We start from the raw sequence: 21,348 nt of genomic DNA, 5'->3' as shown, positions 1-21,348 counted from the left end.
AGACATCCGTCCGGGCTTACTTACTTTCAGCCTCGGCTCCTCGGAGATGATTTTCAAATAACGTCTGCACACCGGCTTTCAGCAATATACCGGCTCTCTGGAGAACAGCTCACTATTTTACTCTTTCTCGTCTTCAGATTTGTATACTTTGTTAAAAGTTATTTTATGCCATTTAGCAACTAATTGTCAACTAATTCAAAATATATCCTTATCTTTTTTCCCTATTCTTATACAATTACTTTTCAAATTCTCGCAATGCTGCTAAATTTTCATCATCCTCAATAAGTTCAGCAAAGAATCCCGATTCATCCTCACGAAGGACAAATTCAAGCTCTTCCTTCGCCTCTTCATTTCTATTTAACTGTGCTAAATAACAAGCTCGATCATATCTTGCTAACAAATCACTCGCGTCAATTATTAATACTTCATTTGTTATTTTTTCTGCCTTTATCGTTTGGCCGGCACCATGATATGAAGATGCTAAAGAAAGAAGAATTGCTGTTTCATTTGGATGATGTATAGAAGCATTTTCTAATACATGAATTGCCTCTTCAAACCTTTCTTGACTTTGATATATTTCTCCTAAAGCAAGAAATGCTCTACTTACAAACGGTGTTTGCTCTGTTAATTGTAAGATAATCTTTTCTGCTTTTCTTTCTTCCCCTGCTTTAAAGAATACTTGTGCTTGCAGAAGAAGAGTATCATAATCATCTGGTAGTTCTCGAACCATTTGTTTCGTTAATTCCAAAGCATCTCTTAACATATCTTCTTCCTCGCACTCAACGAAAAGATTTGCAAGTTGCTTCGCTACGTCATAATCCCATTTATTTTCTAGTGACGTGTGTAGAATCTCTATTGCTTCTTTATTCATCTCTACATTCTCATAAAATAGCGCAAATCGCTGTGCTGCCATACTATTTTTCGGATTTAACTTTAAAGAGATTTCATATAAATCAATTATCATAGTAACCATTGAAATTTCTTTCGCACGATTTTTCATACGATAAAAAGCTCTCGTAATGATAGATCGTTTCGGCTGTTCATGCAGCTGGCGTTCAATCCATATTTCCGTAACCGCAGCTGCAGCATACATGAATGCTGTACTTCTTTCTGCTTTTTTCACCTTTAATGTATGAAGAAAATCTCGTATGTTAGACAATTTTTTATGTTGCTCTACTGCTTTTACATAAACATCAAATATACGTTCATTATCAAAATCTTTTTGTATTACTTTCATTGCAACTTCAATTGCTTTTACATTTCTTTTTTTCACTAATACTTTTGCATAATGATATAGTACTTCTATATGCTCACCATCTAATTGTAGCGCGTATTCAATCTTTGCTTGTTCTTTATCTGTTTCATTCATCGCTCCGTACACATATGCAATCGCATCTAAACGCCATATTTCAGGTACTTCGTCCGCTAATTGTTCTAGTTCAGTCAGCAATTCTTCCTGAAGATTCATATCTACTGAAAGCTGTGCCAAATATTCCATATTAATATGCAACGGCTCTTCTTTCATCGCCTGAACCATATGACTTTGTTCTTTAGAACGGTTTTCTTCTTTTTCGTATATTTCCGCAAGCTGTAAATGTACACCTACGAAATTCCCATCAAGCTCTAAACATGTTTCATACGCCTGCTTTGCTTCCGTCAATTGCCCTAATGCCATAAGTGTTTCGCCAATTCGGTAATACGGTAATGCCGTTTCCATTTGTTCTATCGCCTTATTATATCTTTTCATCGCTTGGCCGTACTGTCCAATAGATTCATATAAAATACCTGCATAACAACCGTACTCACTTACTTCATTTCTTTCTTTGTGTAACGTTCTTAAAAATGCTATACCTCGTTGTACAAATTCCGTTCCTTTAATTCGATTCACATATTCATCTAACGCACTTGCTACATTATAATCACTTTTCTTTATACCATTTTCTAACTTAGATAGCGCTACTTTAAACCCTTCTTCATTTCCACCAAGTTCAATTTCAGCATCCCATAAAACCATTCCTGCATTCATGAGGAAATCTTGGCTCTTTTCAATTTGCTTCTCAAGACCAAGTATATATTCTTTTGCTTCCTTATATTGTTCTCTTGCCATATAAACTTGTGTAAGTCCGAAGTGAGAATAAACATCCTCATCATTTTCTTCTAAAGCACGATTATACAATACTTCTGCTTCTTCCAAGCTATCATTTTGAAAATGATAATCACCTAATTTTACGTAAAGAGGTGCTTTATCATCACAATTCTCAATACCCTTTAATAAAATTTCTTTCGCACTTTCCTCATCCTTCAAATCAGATTCGTATATTTCCGAAAGTTTCGTATAAATGTAAGGTGCATTACTATCCAAATGAATCGCTACTTTAAGCCCTTTTATTGCTAAATATAATTTCCCTAGTTGATGTGCACATCTCGCTCGTTCATACCATACATGCGCTTCATATTTATACTCTTTTAACAAGTCATTAAAGATTTCATATGCTTCTTCATATCTTTCTAAATCTATTAATATTAAACCGTGATTTGTTAAAGTGAACCTTTCAGGACTACGCTCTAACGCAACTTGAGAGTATTGCAATGCTTTTTCAGATTGATCAATATACATATAGGATAAAGCGAGAAAACTCCAAGCAATAGGCTGATCTGCGTCTAATTGTAACGATAAACGAAAGCTTGAAATCGCTTCTAGATAACTTTCCTGTTCAAAAGCATATCTTCCGTTTATTAAATGATATAAAGCACGATTATTTTTCTTCTCAACGCTTGTCAGCATTTGCTCCGCTTTCTCTACTTCTTGAAGACGAATAAAACACTGTGCACCATGCAATTTAACAAAGTCCGAGTTCGGAAACTTTTCCATTAACTTATCGATACAATATAAAATAAATTCTTTATCTACTTCAACATCTAAGTGCTTTATCGTATATAACCACGTATTTGGATTATCACTCGTTTCTTTTAAAAATTGTACTAAGTTACTAATCCCCTCTTTGTCATGTTCATCTAAATGATCCGTAAGAGAAAAAATAGATTTAAAATAACGATTTTCTTCTTCACTTAGAAACGCTAGTTGCTCCTTCTTTTCTTTCGGAACAAACGTGATTGCTAAACAGCCTGTATAACGATATTTTTCTTGTAATTTACTATATTCCATAAGAACTGGTTCTATAAAGTTTGGATCTTGAACATAGAAAGCTTGCAATGTATCATCATATCCAGATAGAACTTGTACGTGTGAAGCATGCTCAATATCTATACTTAATAAAACAGGAATTCCTTCGTCAATCAGTCTCTTATAATTCTCTTCATTCCCTTTAAAATAACGATATTCATAACCTAATTCTTCTAAATAAGAAACAGTATCTGAAAATTTCGAACCTGTCATATCAAAAATAAACTCTGCTATTTCATCTTGTGTACGTTTCTCTCCCCATATACGCAACATCATCTCTAAACTTGTCGGAACACAATAATTATCCTTTTGTACAATAGGAACTATCGGCAAGTGAACCTTTTTTCCATCCGGATTTTTTTCTAAATTATGATATAAAGATTCTTTTAAACTCTTTTCTTCTTTTAATAGTTTTTGTAAATCTGCAAATTTATTCATTTTGTACAGTGCTTCTGCACGTAAATGTACAAAGTAAGTATTATAGGCATGATACGGCAGCTGAGTATTTATGTTATCTATTACCGCTAACATCTCTTCATATTGCTCTAAATCTAATAAATACTTTATCTTCTCAAAATGAAAATATGGTACTTGTGGGAATTTTACAATTGCATCATCGATTAACTGTATCGCGCGTTTTTGTTCTCCTTTATTCGCATACAATTGTGATAATAAATAGGTAGATAACTCTTCACAATCTTCATGCTGCATGCCAGCAATAAATTGTTCTTCCGCTTTCTCCCATTCACCTGTATGCATATAAACGTAGCCCCATTTATCAAACACTGCGCGTGTACTGTACTCCTCTGCTTTTTGCATATACATTAACGCTTCTTCGTTTCGTTTCATTTCTAAAAGACATCGTACTAACGTAAAGTATGTTTTCGCTAAGAAATCTGCATCTATTTCTTCTTTACTTAACTCTTCTAAAGAAGATTTTAACAAATGCTCTGCTTCAAGAATTTTCCGCTCATCAATTAACTCATCACAATATAAAGAGAGCGTTCTCATATTTGGGAATTTTTTATAAGCGTAACGAATGAGGAATGAACTGTATTGGTGCATAAGCCCTTCATCAGTAAGGCGAATTAATATATCGAGCTCCTTATGCGAAGGAATATTGGCCAGCCAATTCTTCACATAGGATAAAGTATTCGTTTCTTTTATATATGCAATTTCATTATTTATTTCCTGTAATCCATCTACAAATCTCTTGTCTTTTAAACAAGTTTCTAACTGCTTAAAATCTAGCATGCATTCACCTCGAATTTATATTTAAACTGCTACTTGCTTAGATTTTACACACCATATAGTATGTATTCAACTAAAATCTCTTATAATGGATCGTATTAATTAATATTATTCAAATTTATAACAAAATATAGTGAAAATGATTGTTTTTCTCCGTATTTTGTTTAATTATATGGAATAACGTAACATGCAATTTTAATCTTGTAGAAGCTGAAATTAGTACATAAAATTATCTCGGCGATAATTCAAATATATCAGCGATTCTTTCATTTTATCGGCGATTTTCAAATTATATCGACCGATTCTTAACATTTATCAGCGATTATATGTCGAATATCGACTTATCGACATTAAACGACAATCCTTATACATCATACCTTTTAACAAACTATTTCACCAAATTTAATTTTCATATTGGGAGCGTATACAAAAGAAGAATACACATGAAATATTTAAAAAAATCGTAGTTCAGCTTCATATTGAGCTAGCGCATTATCATATATTAATCCTCTGGCTATTAAACGTTCTACAAATTGTTGCTTATCACCCGGATCACCTGCAATCCCCTCTTCTTTTAATGATTGATACAAATCGTTTTTATCATTGTGATGCATATTTAAATCTAAAAAGTTCACTTTATCGCTTACTCTACATTCAATATTTTTCACACCTAATTCACTTAAATATATCGGTATTTTCATGCCTATATTGCCATCTTTACCATTTCTTTGCGTATCACTTTCAAATAATTTCTGCAAAACACCTAGCTGAATAAATTCCGATTGTTTCTCCCCATCTAGTAAATAAGAAGCCATATTAGAAATCCAATGTGGTTCAAAACAGATTATTTTCCCGCCTCCTTTTATATACAAAACTAAAGTTCTCTATATAATAGCCGTATTCCTACACTTTTCTTAAAATTTCAAAGCAAAAAGCTAGTGTATTATTAAAAATACACTAGCTTTTTATTTGGAAGAAAAATTTAACAAGTACAATCACAATCAAAACAATCCGTACAGTCTAAATCGTCACAATCTGCTTTTCTCTTTCTTTTGTTTCTTTTAAGATAATAATACAGTAGCCCAAACAATAGTATACAAATAACAAAAGCTATTATTGCTTCTGTATACTTATTTTGAGTCATAAAACCAATTCCACTTCCGCCTGAAATAAAAATTAGAATTAAATAAATCCAGAACATCTATGTAAATACCTCCATTACTATATATCTTAAGATAATATCCATATAACAGTAGATGAAATGAATAATCCCATACCATTACCGCTTAATACACCAGTAGTTATTCTTAGCAAATTTGAGCTACTTCTCCATTTCCACTTTTGGGTGAACCCATCGATAAGTAACGGAATTTGAGCGAAAAATGATAGTATGATTGCCAAAAGAAATGAAGGTGTCATATAAAAATAAATTGGAAACATTAAAATACCAATAAGCATGCCTGTACAACGCGCACATAAAGGTATGTACTTTTGTAGTTTAAAAAAACTCCTATCTAATCTTCTATGACAAGGAATTTGTAAAATAAAAGTTCGAATCAATATGAATCACCCTCTCTAAAAAGATTTTAATTGATTTTGCAAAAAAAATATATATCCAATAAAAAAACAAACCAGGTTTATACTAGACCCAGTTTGTCAGTTAACTACTATGTTACATTTCCTCAGGTGCCTCCACCCCAAGTAAACGTAATCCTCCTTTTAATACAACCGTCACAGCATAAACCAATGCGAGTCTGCTGTCTTTTTCTTTGCTCTCTTCTAATATACGAACATTACCGTAATATTTATTGAATGATTGTGCTACATCTAATATATATTTCGAAATAAACGATGGCTCATTTTTATTGAAAGCTGCTTCAATTATTTGCGGGAATTTATTTAGTAATTTTACGACACTCCAGCTATGATCGTCTTTTAAAGCAAATGTACATGTTTCAAATTCTACACTTTCTTTTCTTAAAATAGAACAAGCACGTGCATGTGTGTACTGTACGTACGGGCCTGTTTCTCCTTCAAATTTCAGCATGTTTTCTAATGAGAATTCAATATTGTGCATACGCTCATTTTTTAAATCGTGGAAGATGACTGCACCAACACCGACTTGCTTTGCTACTACTTCTTTTTGTTTTAAGTTTGGATTTTTCTCTTCAATATTTTGTTTTGCAAGTTCGATTGCTTCTTCGAGTACTTCTTCAAGTAAAATAACTCTTCCTTTACGTGTCGACATTTTCTTACCATCTTTTAAAATGAAGCCAAACGGTACGTGTTCCATACCATCAACCCAAGTATAGCCAAGTTTTTTTAATACGGTGAAAAATTGATTGAAATGTAAGCTTTGTTCTGGACCAACAACATATAGCGCTTTATCAAACCCATAAGTGTTTTGACGATATAAAGCTGCCGTTAAGTCACGCGTTGCATAAATCGTCGCACCATCTGATTTTCTAATTAAGCAAGGCGGCATTCCTTCTTCTTCTAAATTAACGACTAATGCACCTTCTGATTCTTCAAGCAACTCATGTTCTTCTAAAATCCCAATAAAATCTTCCATTAAATTATTATAAAATGCTTCTCCCTGAAAATTAGTAAATTCTACGCCGAGAAGTTCATAAATGCGAGAAAATTCTTTAAGGGACTCATGACGGAACCAATTCCAAAGTTCTACCGCTTCTTCATCACCTTCTTCTAGTTTCTTAAACCAAGCACGTCCTTCTTCTTCTAGTTCTTCGTCGTCTTTTACCTCTTCATGGAATTGGACATATAACTTAAATAGCTCACGTATTGGATCTTCTTTAACTACTGCTTCATTTCCCCATTTTTTATAAGCCGTAATTAACTTTCCAAACTGTGTTCCCCAATCTCCTATATAATTAATCCCTACAACTTCATAGCCACATTTTTCAGCGATATGTTTCAGCGAATTTCCTATCATTGTAGAACGTAAATGCCCCATCGAAAAAGGTTTCGCGATATTAGGAGAGGAATAATCAATTACTACTGTTTTTTCACAGCCAAAGTGGTTTTGACCGAACTCTTCTTTCTCCGCTAAAACTGTTTTTAATACTGCATCACTTACAGTTTCACGATTGAAAAATACATTTACATAAGGACCAACGGCTTCTACTTTCGTAAAAAACGGATCATTGAATTTCTCAGCAACTTCCTTTGCGATAAGAGCTGGTGCTTTTTTATATTGCTTCGCTAATGAAAAGCATGGGAACGCTGCATCTCCAAATTCATCTTGTTTCGGTGTTTCAATTAAATCTAAAATTTGTTTTTGCGTTAATTCATTCGTGAAAATATTAGATAAACTTTCCGCAAACTGCATTTTATAATCCATGATACAACCTCCTTATTTTTTAAAACACAAAAAACTCGTCTCTAAAAAAGAGACGAGTTTTAACCCGTGGTACCACCCTTGTTGTTCGTTACGAACCACTTTCCCGTTTATAACGAGGACAGGGGGCCTCGGCTTTCTCTACTATTCGTTCAAGAAGCATCTCCGAAGTGCGCTTCATCTTTTTCTTCCGTACTAGGCTCACACCATCCCTAGCTCGCTTTCCTTCTAAAAAAGACTACTCTCTTCATCACAGACAGTATATTTAATTAATTATTGCTTATTATACATCTTTTCAAACAATTAGCAAGGGTCAATTACACCAAAGTGAAACTTAGCACTTTTTCTTTTGTATACATGAAAATTGTGTTTTTCAAATCTAGAACTACGAAAATGATCTTTTAAAACGACACGTTTTCTCGCCACTCGTTTTGCCTCCGCAATTGTTTCGTCAGTAATATCATGATACAAAGCGAAGTGTTTTAATCCTTTAATTCCATCGGATTCTATGACAGTTTCTTCAAACATCGGATCAAGGTAAACGACATCGTAACTATTGTCTTCACATTGCGCTAAAAATGAAAAATGCTCCGTTTGCTTTACTTGAATTCTTTGCATTGCTTCATCAATTTCAGAAACGGATGAAGACCATGTTTTCAAACCATTTTCCATAATATAAGCCATATACTCATTGCCTTCAAGTCCTGTTACTTTTCCGCTTTCACCAACAACATAACTAGCTACAATACTATCTGATGCCATCCCGAGCGTACAATCTAACGCTGTCATTCCTCTCTCTAATTGCGTGGCTTGTACAAACGGATCGTGTTCTCCACGCATTAACCTTTTCACACGAAACATCGCTGAGTTCGGATGAAAGAAAAACGATTCTTCCGTACCTTTCGGATAAATAGCTAATCGGTTCTTCCCTACGACAAGCACATCTTGTTGATACTGCTCATGTAATTTATGCACTGGTATGTCATTACGTTTAACGAATGAACGATTTAATTCTGCGGCTACCTGCTTTGCATAATCTGTCATTTCTTTATTCGTTCTTCCTGCTGTTGTTACGATCATTGTTTCACCTCTATATAAAGAAAAGAGGGAGATTTACTCTCCCCCTTCTTTAGCAATTCTTTTCGAAAGCTTGTTCTAAGTTCGTAATAATTTCGTCCATAGTTGCACCTTCAATTTCATGACGGTGAATGAAGTGAACAACTTCTTTTCCTTTTAATAATGCCATAGATGGTGAAGATGGAGGAATTTCTCCGAAGTATTCACGCATTTTTGCAGTAGCATCTTTATCTTGACCTGCGAATACAGTTACAAGATGATCAGGTTGTTTTTCAGCACGAACAACCGCTTGACCTGCTGATGGACGTGCTAAACCAGCTGCACAACCACAAACAGAGTTTACAACTACTAAAGTTGTACCTGATGTATTTTCCATAAATTCTGTTACAGCTTCTTCTGTAGTTAACTCTTCAAACCCAGAACGCACTAACTCTTGGCGCATTGGGATTACCATTTGGCGCATGTATTCTTCATAAGCATTTGACATCTTGTAATCTCTCCTTCAACTTTCATTCCAAATTCATCATATCACGCTCTATTAATAGGTGCAAAAGAAAGATAACGATGATTTCATTTTTTTGTAGGGATTTCACAAACCCCACCGCGGCAATGCCCCACTGGAACAAGTTTTCTATTATTAGCGATATAATCGTATACTTTACTTCCAAAACCAAGTACGATAGATAGCTTTATAAAAGGAACGGCAAACCAATAAGATGGAACGGCCTTTGCTAATACATCTATGCTCTGAATACCGTCATACCACTTATTATGTTTTAAAATATACAATCTTTGTTCCATCTTGCTTTGTAGTTCTTGAGAAAGTTCATACTTCTCAACTACATTTTCATCTCGAAATGAAACAAATTCCATCTTACCCTTTTTATCTAATTTTTTCGTACGTTCTGCAACGGCCGCACACATCGGACACCAACTATCATAGAAAACAATCATATATTATTCCCCTTTACGAGACTCCGTCATTTGTTTCCATACAGAACCTTTTGCTTCTTCTCCGCCTTCAATACGCTCTAATGCTAGACGTGCTTGCATGGCTACTTCAAACTCTGGATCATCTTGCGCTGCTTTTAATGCTGGAATCGCACTTTCATCTCCAAGTTCAAATAAGAACATAGCTGCACGCCAGCGTACTAATTTACTTGGATCTTTCAGAGATTTAATCATAACGAACATCGCTGCCGGATCACCTACATCTGATAAACAATCTCCTGCAGTACGACGAACACTTACAGAGCGATCTAATAAAGCTTTATATAATAACGGTAATACTTCATCACCTTTTACCATACCTAAATACGCTGTTGCTAAACGACGAATTGAAACTTTTTCATCATCTAACGCCATCTTCAACACTGGAATATCTTCTTCAGTAGGATCCATTTGTTCTAATGCTGCAAAACGGTTTTTCCAGTCAGAATCTTTCATCATCTCTTCTGTTACTTTATATGGCTCACGCTTTTGAATCGTTACTTCAACAGCACCTGCTTGATTTAATAATTCTTTAACCGTTTCATTTACACGTTCTTCTGAATAAGCAGCAACAATCTCTTCTACTACTTCTTTCCCGATTTCTTCAAAGTTACCGTAACGTGTACTTTGTTCTACCCATTTACGCTCTTTTACAACGTTTGGTGCAGACATTTGCACTTTCATAATTGATTCTTTAAAACGATCTGGTAAACCAACACGTTCTTCCGTCGTTCCATCTGTTAACTTTACTTGCATTGGAATTGTAAAGAACATTTGAACAAACACTTTCACTTCTCCAAAATGAGCAAGTTGTTGTTCTTCACTTTCTTCCAATACTTCTTCGCCGAAAACAGCACGAACTTGTTGTAATAAAACTTTCCAGTCATACTTCGCATTTCGCTCCACTGCTAAAAAGTCGGCTACATGATATACACCTTTAATGCCTTCAATTTTCAAAATTTCTTGCACTTGCATTGGTGCTTGTTCTTTATTTTCATTTGTATAATTATTACGCGCTCCTGATGGTAATACTTCATTCAAAATAACTTTCATTGTATTTGGACTTGGCGTCGGTTCAATTGCTTTAATCTTCACGTAAAAAACTCTCCTTTATTGCATGTTCTTAGCTGTATTGTAACATGTTATCACTCTATACTCCTACTCGGATGCTTAATTTTACTACTTTCTTCCCGCTACCATACTATTTCATTCTTTTTACATTTTAAATTAGGAACGGGATTTTAAAAGCTTTCGTTTCCGATGATTTTTACTTTTTATCCATTTCTTGAGGCATCGCCATTATTTTTGAAAAAAACACGCTAAGCAAAAAATATAATAAGCTATCCATATGGATAGCTTATTTACATATTTTTCGTTCTCGGAAGTTGATCTTGTAGCGCTCTTTCTCGTAATTCACTATGTTTTCCAAAGAAAATAGTGAAAGACAAGGCGATGAATACATTTGCAAAATGACAAAACTGTAAGAATACACGAATGTTTGTAAGAAAGTTCGATGTTTTCCTTTTTCTTTTTTTATTATAGTGAAAAAGAAGAACGAAATATTCTCTTATGTAGGAAAGGAAGATAATAATGATTGATTTATTAAATAAATGGATGTTAGAAAGTACAGGCAATTTCAATATCGTTGTAGGACTTACAGCACTTCTATTTTTGGGTTCAGTAATTGCACTTATTATTATTTACAAAAAAATTGGTAAACCAGATGAAAGAACAAATCCTATTTATTTAAAAATTATTTCTTGTATGTTTACTACTCAAATTCTAATGAATTGCATATTTATCTCTTTAGTTGGTAAAGATATTGAGAATTTCCGTCAAATCTTTATATTATTTGAAACCTTTGTATTCTTCGTTGGAGCTATTTATTCGTTTAAATTATATAGACAAGAATTTAAATAATTTACTTGCAAGAAACAATAAAAAAGGGGATTCCTTACTCTCAGAAAGGATCCTTTTTTTATTTTCTATCACTCGATTCATCTTTTTATACATTCCTATCCTGTGATGGGTTTTACGATTCTCGTTTGTTACTGGATTAGCCAAAAAACGTTCTAAAATTTTATATACTCTTTACTTATTTTTTCAAAAAAGCTGGCGGTATCCCCTCTTTAAGTTTATTAAAATACTTTCCACAATTTTTTCCGAAGCTATTACTTAAAATCACCTTTTATTACGATGCCCCCTCCCGCCTTCTCTCCAAAAAGGTAATACTCTCAATCACAACTTCAGTTCTATATATTCTCTTGCCTTGTCCATCATCGTAATTACTAGTCTGAATACGCCCTGTAATCCCAACGAGCGACCCCTTCTTACAATATTCAGCTACATTCTCAGCCGATTTGCGCCAAACGACACAATTAATAAAATCGACTTGTTGTTCACCTAAACTATTTCGAAATCCTCTATTCACCGCAACACATATTCGTGCATAAGCGACGCCTTGTTTTGTGTAGTATAATTCTGGCTCCTTTGTCAATCTACCGATTAATACAACTCGATTCATCATAAGTTATACCACCTCACATGTTTTTCTTCATTGTAAGGAGAAATGTTTGAATGGTAAAAAGACCAAAATGTTATATCCGTAAGTAAAAAGTATTATTTTAGACCTTACAAAACAAAAAAAGAAACCATACATAGTTCAAACATGTATGATTTCAAAATTTATTACACTTCAGTACAAGATATGTAATATCCTCCGTGAGCCATCTTTATTTCAGCACGGTACATTACATTTTCTAAGTAGAAAGTAATCGGTTTAACTTTACTCTCAAATTTTAGTCTTCCATTGCATTCAGTTGCATATCCTTCAATCGCTGAAGTAATAACTTTTGATGATGGATACGTTAAAGCTTCATCTAGTTCTATGAAAAAACTTTTAGAAAATAGTTTTTTCATAATCCCCTTCTTCTCTTTCATCATATTCCATCTCCTTCACTTCAAGCTGCTAACATCCATATTATACCATACATTCAATATATCTTTGAAAATAAAAAAATCCTGCATTTTTCATGCAGGATTTTTTTATTAGTCATTTTTCGTAAAGTAAGAAACAAAACGAAGAATTTCTAAGTATAACCATACTAATGTAAGCATTAGTCCCATCGCAGTATACCACTCCATATATTTCGGAGCTTGACTACGTACACCATTTTCGATTAAATCGAAATCTAGTAATAAGTTTAATGCAGCAACTACAATAACAACTGCACTAATAATAATACCGATTGTACCACCTTGGTGAATGTATGGAACAGTTACACCAAACATATTTAGTAGGAATACGACTAAATACATAACCATAATTCCAAGTGTTGCTGCCATAACGCCTGTACGGAATTTATCCGTTACTTTTACTACGCGTGTTGCATATAACACTAACATTGCAAATAGAATTGAGATTGTTAGTAATACAGCATTTAAAACGATAGAATCGCCAAATTTCATTGTATAAACTGCTGAAATACTTCCTAACACAACCCCTTCTACCGCTGCATAGATTGGTGCACCAAAAGGTGAAATACGCGGGAAGAACATAGACGCGAATGCGATGATTGCCGCAACGATTAAAGCACCAATTAATACTGGCATCTTCATCGTCCCCTGCATCATCTGTATGTATGAATAGACAGACGTTGCAAGTAGCAAGATAAGCATAATAAACGTTTTGCCTACTGTTCCGCCAATCGTCATCGCAGAAGCGCTTGCTCCCTCTTTACGGAATGCCTCTTTTTTCAACATTGGATTAGATGTTCTCATTTTTTCCCTCCTAAAATAGGTTCTACCAATAGTGTAAAGTTTTTCTCTTTACTTTTCAATATATGCAGCTTGTTTTTATTTTAATCCTTCAACGATGTCTGATAGTTCACTCCATCTTTCCATCTTTTTTTCTAGCTCTTCTTCTGTTTTCTGCTGTGCTTCAGATAATTCTTGTGCCTTTGTGAAGTCAGATCCAACTTTCGCAAGTTCTTCTCCAATTGACTCAATTTTCTCTTCAAGTTCGGCAATTGTATCTTCAATCGTTTCCCATTCACGCTGTTCATTGTATGAAAGTTTACGTTTACGTTGTTGTTTTGGAGCTTCTTCTACAACTTTTTTCTCTTTTTGAACTTCCGCTTTCTCCATAAGTTCTCTCGTTTTTTCCATTTCTAAATAATCTGTATAACTACCTAAAAACTCACGCACTTCGCCTCCACCAGTAAAGATGAACAGTTCATCTACTACTTTATCTAAGAAGTAACGGTCATGCGATACAGTTAAAACGACACCTGGGAAATCTTCTAAATAATCTTCTAGTACTGTTAATGTTTGTGTATCTAGATCGTTCGTAGGTTCATCAAGTAAAAGTACGTTTGGTTCTCCCATTAAAATACGTAATAAATATAAACGTCTTCTTTCACCACCAGATAGTTTACCAAGTGGTGTACCATGTGAATGCGTCGGGAATAAGAAACGTTCTAACATTTGAGATGCACCAATTACTTTTCCATCTGTCGTATGAATAACTTCTGCAATCTCTTTAATGTATTCAATCATACGCTGATTTAAATTCATCTCTTCATTTTCTTGCGTATAATAAGCAACTTTTACAGTTTGTCCTACTTCAACTTCACCACTATCAGGAGATAACTTACCTGCAAGCATATTTAATAGGGAAGATTTCCCGCTTCCATTCGCCCCAATAATTCCGATACGATCACCCGGTTTCACAATATGATTAAAATTATGTAATACCGTCTTATCGCCAAATTTTTTCGTTACATCTTTTAACTCAAGTACTTTCTTTCCTAGACGACTTCCGCTTAGTGCAATATCAACTGACTGTTTTGCAGCTGGTCCTTCTTGTGCCTTTAGCTCATCAAAACGCTGAATACGCGCCTTTTGTTTCGTAGAACGGGCTTTTGCACCACGACGAATCCAAGCAAGTTCACGACGATATAAATTTTGGCGTTTCGATTCTTGTGCCAATTCTTGCTCTTCACGAAGTGCTTTCGCTTCTAAAAATGTACTATAGTTTCCTTCGTAGCTATATAATTTACCATTATCTAATTCAAAAATACGATTCGTCACACGATCTAAGAAATAACGATCATGGGTTACAAGTAATACCGAACCTGTATATCTCGCTAAATATTCTTCTAACCATTCAACTGTCTCATGGTCAAGATGGTTCGTAGGCTCGTCTAAAATTAATAAATCAGGTGTTTCAATAAAACATTGTGCCATTGCGATACGTTTTTTCTGTCCACCAGATAAGTTCCCAACAATTGCAGTGAAGTCCGTAATTCCTAATTTCGTTAAAAGAGATTTCGCATTTGCATTTGCTTCCCATGCACTCATTGCATCCATACGTTGCTGCACTGCAAATAATTGTTCCTGTACTTTTTCATTACTTGGATCTTTTTCAATATTTAATAGTGCTTTTTCATAATCACGAAGAAGACGAATTAAAGGTGTATCACCATGGAACACTTGCTCTAATACTGTCAGTTTTTCATCAAACTCTGGTTGCTGTGATAAATAACTAATTGTATACCCACGTGAATGCGTCATATCACCTGTATCAGGAGTTTCTAATCCTGCAATAATTTTTAATAATGTCGATTTACCAGTTCCGTTTACACCAATAATTCCGACACGTTGTCCTTCTGTAATACTACATGATAATCCATCAAATAACGGCTTTTCCCCATATGATTTTGATAAGTTCTCCACAGTTAACATTTTCATATTTGTGCATTCCACTCTTTCATAAATTGTTCAATAAACTGTTCCATATAACGATGACGAATTTCAGCCTCTTGTTTTGCTGCATTCGTATTCATTAAATCTTTTAATTTCAAAAGTTTTTCATAAAAATGATTTAAAGATGGATCATTATTTTTTCTATATTCTTCTTTCGTCATTTCTTCACGCGGCGGAATAGTTGGGTCATACATTAATCTCCCTTTCGCCCCACCATATGCAAATGTACGAGCAATTCCTATTGCACCAAGAGCATCTAAACGATCCGCATCTTGAACAATTTTCCCTTCAAGTGACTCTACTGTGCCGCCATGGCCACCTTTATAAGACATATTGGCGATGATATGAAGAATATGTTTACTTTCCTCTTCTTCAACCCGTAGCTCTTCTAACCAATCAGAAACTTTTTTCATTCCTGCTTCTTCACTTTCATTTAGCTTTTCATCTGCCACATCGTGAAGTAATGCTGCCATTTCAATTATAAAACGATTTCCACCTTCTTGCTCAGATAAAGAAATCGCCATTTTATGTACACGTTCAATATGATACCAATCATGCCCACTCGCATCTTTTTCTAAAATATGTTTTACAAAAGTAATTGTTTTTTGAATTTTTTCTTGTTTTGTCATTTTATCTTCACCCAGTTACTTATTGTAACACGCCCGCATTTTTTCATCACATATTTTCTTGTCCGCCCATACACTAGGTGGTAGGCATCATCATGAAGGAGGAATAAACATGTTCTATAATAATCAACCGCCTTATCCAAGGCAACCATTGTATCCTCAACAACAAGAACAGAGATACACAGAACAATACGAAGAACAAGAGTTACAACAGCAAGAGCCACAATATGACGAAAACCCATATGCAACAAAGCAAAACCTAGAAACTGAATTTCAACAAAATCCATATGACACACGTCCAAATTATGAATATCCTCAAAATCCATATGCAGCACCACAAAATCAAGAACAGCGATATCCTCAAAATCCATATGTAATACCACAAAACCAAGAACAACAATATCAACAAAATCCATATGCAGCACCACAAAACCAAGAACAACAATATCCTCAAAATCCATATGTAGCACCACAAAACCAAGAACAACAATATCCTCAAAATCCATATGCAGCACCACAAAACCCATACACAACTCAACCACAACAACCGCAATACCAACAACAAATGTATCAACCAAACTACGACGCACGTGTCTCACCACCTAAACCACCAACAATAGATCCAACTCAACCACAAATTTTACCGCCTGGACCAACACTAGACATTACACAACCACAAATATTGCCACCTGGACCAATTACTGAACCAACACAACAACAAATTCAACAAGTTGTCGGTACACAGTTTTTACCTTTCAAGAAACCCGTACTAGATTTCGTAAAACCATGGGTAGATTACGGTTTAAATGAAGCAAAACATACATCACATGAACACGCATTAACAGAAGTTGCTGCCATTATGTTTTTAGTTGGTAAAGGCTTCAATCCGACGATTGCACATTATATCGTTGAATCTTGGGAGAAGAATGAGCAGTTTTAGGGTTGTTTATTTGATAAAATATAAAAAACAAAAAAGTGCCAAACCCCTTATACCACAAGGGGTTTGGCACTTTTTAATATCTAAAACAAATTTTATTGAAATAATTATTTTTATAGATTTTCATACTTTTTTATATAGTACGTGAACAAAATGTGAGCAAATATGTGAACATATACAGTACAAAATTACACCTTTGTATACACATTTTTAGAAACATCTTACGTTTATCAAACAATAACCAAAAGACGTACCTGCAACCTCATCATATAAATAATAGATATTAAAAAGAGGACACTATAAGCGCCCTCTTCCTTAGGTTTTAAATATGTTCTCCATGATCCATAAACACTTCAATTGCTTCGTTTTGTGGTATGTCTTTTACATTAGTAAGACCAAAAGTAAAAACAGCGGATAACATCATCATTAATAAGATTGCTTTTTTCATTTTAGCGCCCTTCTTTCTATGCTATTTTTGTCTGCATCTAAAGCGATGTGCAAATACTTGCTTGCTTTTCTGTGATTTTCTGAACCATAGAATATTTCACCTAAAAGAGAAGCATATTCTTTTACCCAATCATATAATTCTTCTTTTTCAAAATACGAAATACCTTCTATAACCACATTTTCTAATTCTTCTTGCGGTACATAGTTATGTACTGCTTTTAAAATTCGGAAATGATGACGATAACATAAGTCGCTAATCTTATAGCCATTCTCAATATATTCATTAGCGATATGACTATAACCTAACTTAAAATGTTCTCTTGCTAAAAGAAACATAGTTTTAGCGTTATTTTCTAATGAATCCTCTAAGTGTTTAATTGCTAACTCTGGCATGTTTTGACTTGCGTATAAAAGTCCTAAATTATGCTTAACTCGTTTAATAAGAAGTTCATCATTAGATTTTTGGAAGGTACCTAGTGCTGAAAGTAAATATTCCTCTGCACTTTCGAATTCATTTAGTCGAATGTGTGCCATTCCTAAAGTATTTAAGCATGCTGCAGTTTTTAATTCATACCCTGGACTAATTGAAAATACTTCATTCGCCTTTGTAGCAAATTGAACTGCTAAGATCGGTTTTAATACGTGATAGTAATGGACTGCAAGCCAATAATTAAATTCAGCTTTTTCAATTTCATCATGCATGTACTCTAAAAACGTTTCAGCTTTTTCAAATTGCATTCTTGCTTCACTATGGTTTGCTTTATTAATAGCGTAAATTGCTTTAAATAAATGATGATAGTACTCTAAAAATGTTTCTGTAGACTCTGGTAAAGGCTCGATTTTGTCCAGAATATCTTTTGTACTATCCATATCCCGAATTAGCAGTTTATACCGTGCATTCAATAAAGCGTAGTAGACTAATATTGTTTGGTCTTCCTTAATATTATTGATTTTATTTGCAATATCTTCTTTTATTTTCTGAGACTGTAATACACGTTGTGAAATCATAGCTTGATACCAGTCGTTTAATAATTTTGTGATTTCTTCTTTAGAAATAATGTCAACACTCATCTACTTCTACCCCCTTTTGTTAAATGTTATCATGACATGCTTGTTTGCATAAATAAGTTTTTGAATATTCTAACTTGAAAAAAATATTTTTGAATATTCATGTTAACAAAATGGTCCCTTTTCAAACCCAAAAAAGAACACACGTTTGTTTGTAGTGGAGTTAAAAAAACAAAAGTGAGGTATTACATCATGGAATATAACGGCTTTCCTGTAGTACGTGGAAGAGGTATGGTGAAATGGAATCCGTTTGCTTCAATACCGGAGCAATACGAGGAAATACATAGAATGTTTGAGGAACAATATAAAGTACCTAAACCTTTTTTAACACAAGATACTATGGAACGAATAGAAAGAGCGTTAATGCAATCTTTTCACGAGGAAGAAGAAATACATACCTCATACTATCGTGATGGAATGGTGCAAGACATGTACATAAATGTATTACATATTGAACCGATGACGAAAACTATATATTGTACAGATGCTTTTGGTTTGAATACTAAGTTTAAGTTTGATGAATTGGTGAATATAAATTAAAAGAAGCCGCCCGACAGTACTGAAGTGCACCCCAATTGTTAGACACAGCCTAACAATTGGGGTGCACTTCACATATATAGGTGGCTTTTGTACGACAAAAAAGAGCTCTGCTATACAGCAGAGCAAAAGAAAAATATATAACCCTATAAAAATAATACAAATTATTGATACTTTCAAAAGACGAAATTTAAATTTCCATCACAATAATACCTATGTTTAAGTATGAAACATTCTACCTTTGTGTCATCTATTTCACATTTAAATTCTGCCTGTTTAATAGCTTGTTTAGCTTTTTTCGGATCACGAGGCCATACTTCCCTACCAGATTCCATTTTAGTTTTTTTTCGATTTTCCGGTTTCTATTCTTCTGCAATCTTTACTTTACTAAAATCCGAATCAATATTAGCCTGATACATATCTTCCTCTTGCTCATCCTCAGAAAGAATAAAGCTCTCATTCAACGCTTTAATAATATTATCAATAGATTTATATTTTGCTAATTTAATTTCTAATTTTGTTGAATCAATATTAGTAAATCCTTGTGGTGTATGGTTCAATTTGTAGCCAAAGAAAGCTGCGAATTCGATTGCTTTAATATTTACAGGTTTTAGGTCCTTAATAAAATAGATGTATTCCCAAGTTTCATCATTATCGTTTGTTTTCTAAATTTTTCTAGCCACATCTGGGTTATGAGTCTTAGCAAAAATTGTCCCGAAAAACTTAAATTCCCCTTTAGAATATGCTAAAATCCCGTCACCCTCTTTTAACTTTTCCCATCTATCAACATTTGAAGAACCAGGAGTTGCTCCCCACATACATACATTCTCATGTAATTCATTATCTTTAAGTTTAGTTACTGTATCGGCATCTAAATCTGCTAAACATGTAGAAATAGGATATGGTTTTTCAATAGTAGCTTCCAAATTTTTTATAGCACTATCATTACTTGCAGTAAAAAGATATAACATATTTAATTCCACCTTTTTTAAATTTCATTATATTTCTTTTTAGAGTCTCGAGATTTCTCTACTGGATATTTTTTATTATTTTTTCTATTTTGTTTATAATAATCTCTTCTAAATCAATATCCAATTGATCTGCCAACTCATCTTTCATGTCTTCTTTTTTTGTTTCTACAGCTTCCTCACTGCTTTTCCACTGAAAATTCTCCAACAACTCACTCGCCTCTAAAGAAAGAGAAATAGCTAAATCTTTAGGGTTGTGGAACTGCTTCCAGTTCCTATCGTCCCGAAATTTTAGGACTTTCTCTAAAATAGTTTGATTCATTTTTTGAATCCCCCAGTTACTTTTCATTGGTAAACTCTTCTATAATTACACATAACCATTTACTTCCATTTCAAAAAAATATGAATATATAAATGTAAAAGATTAAAATAAAAATAAGTACATATGTTTTATTAGGAGGTATATGTATGTCCAACAGCACTTCATGGTTAGATGAAATTATAGCAATATTAACCGAACTAGATGGAGCAGGAACACTGAATCAAATTAAAACAAAGGTTATGGAGCGTAATAAAATTGACTTGAATAGATACCAACACGAACAGTCTATAGCTGCAAGAATTAGAAAGACCATTTATCAACATTCAAGTGAATGTGATATTTACAAAGGTTATTTTATGCTGTAAATGGTAAAGGAAATGGTTTGTGGGGGCTAAGAGATTACGATAATAATAGTAATTCTGATTTAATAGACGGCGAAGAAGCATTTGCTGAAGGTAGACAAATCCTTAAGGCACACCTATCCTACGAGCGCAACAGCAAAGTAATTAAATTGGCTAAGGAGCGATTTAAACAACTACATGGTGGGAAGCTGTTCTGTGAAGTTTGTGGTTTTGATTTTTATAAGGCATACGGGGAATTAGGAAAAGATTTCATTGAAGGTCATCACACTGTACCTGTATCAGAGCTTAAAGAGGGCTCTGTAACCAAAGTAGAGGATATTATAATGGTATGTGCTAATTGTCATAGGGTGCTGCATAGGAAGAAGCCCTGGCTGAGTAAAGAAGAACTGCAACTGTTATTAAATAAACTGTAAGATTTAAAAATAATAAGAGTCCTTTTATAAGCAAGGACTCTT

The 21,348-nt window shown here is 34.0% G+C and carries 20 protein-coding genes, 4 pseudogenes and 2 other annotated features (1 of these 26 running past the window's edge); of the genes and pseudogenes, 4 read left to right on the top strand and 20 right to left on the bottom strand.

Translation table 11 applies throughout. The annotated features are described in order from the left end of the window. Positions 1-143 (bottom strand) — a binding site (T-box leader) (it extends 98 nt beyond the left edge of the window). A gap of 92 nt (positions 144-235) precedes the next feature. From CGQ22_RS06855 to CGQ22_RS32875, 10 genes and pseudogenes are all read right to left on the bottom strand, one after another. Beyond that, positions 236-4,438: a bacteriocin-processing peptidase family protein gene (locus CGQ22_RS06855; RefSeq protein WP_089148434.1), complete on the bottom strand. Its 4,203-nt coding sequence runs from the start codon at positions 4,436-4,438 to the stop codon at positions 236-238. Between the two features lie 377 nt (positions 4,439-4,815). Then, positions 4,816-5,301, bottom strand: a pseudogene (locus CGQ22_RS06850) (methyltransferase); the annotation flags it as partial. A gap of 116 nt (positions 5,302-5,417) precedes the next feature. After that, complete coding sequence (locus tag CGQ22_RS06845) at positions 5,418-5,636, bottom strand: hypothetical protein (RefSeq protein WP_000498604.1); 219 nt, start codon at positions 5,634-5,636, stop codon at positions 5,418-5,420. A 29-nt stretch (positions 5,637-5,665) separates the two neighbouring features. Further along, positions 5,666-5,995 (bottom strand): DUF2085 domain-containing protein, encoded by a 330-nt coding sequence (locus CGQ22_RS06840; protein WP_000621477.1) that lies wholly within the window; start codon positions 5,993-5,995, stop codon positions 5,666-5,668. 112 nt (positions 5,996-6,107) lie between these two features. Then, a complete protein-coding gene (gene argS / locus CGQ22_RS06835) occupies positions 6,108-7,796 on the bottom strand; it encodes an arginine--tRNA ligase (protein ID WP_089148433.1) in 1,689 nt (562 codons plus the stop codon). Between the two features lie 45 nt (positions 7,797-7,841). Continuing rightward, positions 7,842-8,056, bottom strand: a binding site (T-box leader). Between the two features lie 40 nt (positions 8,057-8,096). Next, positions 8,097-8,873, bottom strand: coding sequence for a class I SAM-dependent methyltransferase (locus tag CGQ22_RS06830; protein WP_089148432.1), 777 nt, complete (start codon positions 8,871-8,873; stop codon positions 8,097-8,099). A 49-nt stretch (positions 8,874-8,922) separates the two neighbouring features. Further along, complete coding sequence (locus CGQ22_RS06825) at positions 8,923-9,357, bottom strand: BrxA/BrxB family bacilliredoxin (protein WP_000063706.1); 435 nt, start codon at positions 9,355-9,357, stop codon at positions 8,923-8,925. 83 nt (positions 9,358-9,440) lie between these two features. After that, complete coding sequence (locus CGQ22_RS06820; protein WP_089148431.1) at positions 9,441-9,824, bottom strand: thiol-disulfide oxidoreductase DCC family protein; 384 nt, start codon at positions 9,822-9,824, stop codon at positions 9,441-9,443. A 3-nt stretch (positions 9,825-9,827) separates the two neighbouring features. Further along, positions 9,828-10,955, bottom strand: a complete 1,128-nt coding sequence (locus CGQ22_RS06815; RefSeq protein WP_000692564.1) for a conserved virulence factor C family protein — start codon at positions 10,953-10,955, stop codon at positions 9,828-9,830. 281 nt (positions 10,956-11,236) lie between these two features. Continuing rightward, positions 11,237-11,311: pseudogene (locus CGQ22_RS32875) on the bottom strand (transposase); the annotation flags it as partial. Between the two features lie 139 nt (positions 11,312-11,450). Here CGQ22_RS32875 and CGQ22_RS06805 point away from each other — a divergent pair. After that, positions 11,451-11,780, top strand: a complete 330-nt coding sequence (locus CGQ22_RS06805; protein ID WP_000566284.1) for a hypothetical protein — start codon at positions 11,451-11,453, stop codon at positions 11,778-11,780. Positions 11,781-12,051: 271 nt separating this feature from the next. Here CGQ22_RS06805 and CGQ22_RS06800 read toward each other — a convergent pair whose 3' ends face one another. The 5 genes from CGQ22_RS06800 to CGQ22_RS06780 all read right to left on the bottom strand — a co-directional run bounded on the left by CGQ22_RS06800 (position 12,052) and on the right by CGQ22_RS06780 (position 16,255). Beyond that, a complete protein-coding gene (locus CGQ22_RS06800; protein WP_089148430.1) occupies positions 12,052-12,387 on the bottom strand; it encodes a single-stranded DNA-binding protein in 336 nt (111 codons plus the stop codon). A gap of 161 nt (positions 12,388-12,548) precedes the next feature. Continuing rightward, complete coding sequence (locus tag CGQ22_RS06795) at positions 12,549-12,803, bottom strand: DUF4318 domain-containing protein (RefSeq protein ID WP_089148429.1); 255 nt, start codon at positions 12,801-12,803, stop codon at positions 12,549-12,551. Between the two features lie 105 nt (positions 12,804-12,908). Next, positions 12,909-13,640 carry a Bax inhibitor-1/YccA family protein gene (locus CGQ22_RS06790; protein ID WP_001260655.1) on the bottom strand — a complete coding sequence of 244 codons (732 nt, stop codon included), beginning with the start codon at positions 13,638-13,640 and terminating at the stop codon, positions 12,909-12,911. A 75-nt stretch (positions 13,641-13,715) separates the two neighbouring features. After that, a complete protein-coding gene (locus CGQ22_RS06785; RefSeq protein WP_000783169.1) occupies positions 13,716-15,611 on the bottom strand; it encodes an ABC-F family ATP-binding cassette domain-containing protein in 1,896 nt (631 codons plus the stop codon). Continuing rightward, the gene (locus CGQ22_RS06780; RefSeq protein ID WP_000165966.1) at positions 15,608-16,255 is read right to left on the bottom strand and encodes an HD domain-containing protein; all 648 of its coding nucleotides are present in this window, start codon (positions 16,253-16,255) and stop codon (positions 15,608-15,610) included. Before CGQ22_RS06780 ends, CGQ22_RS06785 begins: the two co-directional genes overlap by 4 nt. Positions 16,256-16,364: 109 nt before the next feature. On the opposite strand from CGQ22_RS06780, the gene CGQ22_RS06770 reads away from it, so the two are divergent. Further along, positions 16,365-17,192, top strand: coding sequence for a hypothetical protein (locus CGQ22_RS06770; RefSeq protein ID WP_089148428.1), 828 nt, complete (start codon positions 16,365-16,367; stop codon positions 17,190-17,192). A gap of 319 nt (positions 17,193-17,511) precedes the next feature. Here the strand turns inward: CGQ22_RS06770 and CGQ22_RS06765 are convergent, their stop codons facing one another. Continuing rightward, positions 17,512-17,637, bottom strand: coding sequence for a hypothetical protein (locus CGQ22_RS06765; protein WP_000709202.1), 126 nt, complete (start codon positions 17,635-17,637; stop codon positions 17,512-17,514). Then, positions 17,634-18,707 carry a response regulator aspartate phosphatase gene (locus tag CGQ22_RS06760; RefSeq protein ID WP_000109856.1) on the bottom strand — a complete coding sequence of 358 codons (1,074 nt, stop codon included), beginning with the start codon at positions 18,705-18,707 and terminating at the stop codon, positions 17,634-17,636. Before CGQ22_RS06760 ends, CGQ22_RS06765 begins: the two co-directional genes overlap by 4 nt. Before the next feature lie 189 nt (positions 18,708-18,896). Between CGQ22_RS06760 and CGQ22_RS06755 the strand changes: the two genes are divergently transcribed. Continuing rightward, positions 18,897-19,244: a YolD-like family protein gene (locus tag CGQ22_RS06755; RefSeq protein WP_000456183.1), complete on the top strand. Its 348-nt coding sequence runs from the start codon at positions 18,897-18,899 to the stop codon at positions 19,242-19,244. 239 nt (positions 19,245-19,483) lie between these two features. Here the strand turns inward: CGQ22_RS06755 and CGQ22_RS32700 are convergent. The 3 genes and pseudogenes from CGQ22_RS32700 to CGQ22_RS06740 form a co-directional block, all read right to left on the bottom strand. Further along, a pseudogene (locus CGQ22_RS32700) lies at positions 19,484-19,660 on the bottom strand (HNH endonuclease); the annotation flags it as partial. A gap of 246 nt (positions 19,661-19,906) precedes the next feature. Continuing rightward, positions 19,907-20,212: a restriction endonuclease gene (locus CGQ22_RS06745; RefSeq protein WP_139032739.1), complete on the bottom strand. Its 306-nt coding sequence runs from the start codon at positions 20,210-20,212 to the stop codon at positions 19,907-19,909. A gap of 58 nt (positions 20,213-20,270) precedes the next feature. Continuing rightward, positions 20,271-20,558 (bottom strand): nucleoside triphosphate pyrophosphohydrolase family protein, encoded by a 288-nt coding sequence (locus CGQ22_RS06740; protein ID WP_002025705.1) that lies wholly within the window; start codon positions 20,556-20,558, stop codon positions 20,271-20,273. A gap of 119 nt (positions 20,559-20,677) precedes the next feature. On the opposite strand from CGQ22_RS06740, the pseudogene CGQ22_RS32695 reads away from it, so the two are divergent. Further along, positions 20,678-21,306 (top strand): annotated as a pseudogene (locus CGQ22_RS32695) (HNH endonuclease). Positions 21,307-21,348: the final 42 nt, after the last annotated feature.

The organism is Bacillus sp. M13(2017), from assembly GCF_002218325.1.
Classification (GTDB): Bacteria; Bacillota; Bacilli; order Bacillales; family Bacillaceae_G; genus Bacillus_A; species Bacillus_A thuringiensis_K.
The sequence above is the reverse complement of the archived record's forward strand: the minus strand, read 5'-3'. Positions and strand labels throughout refer to the sequence as shown.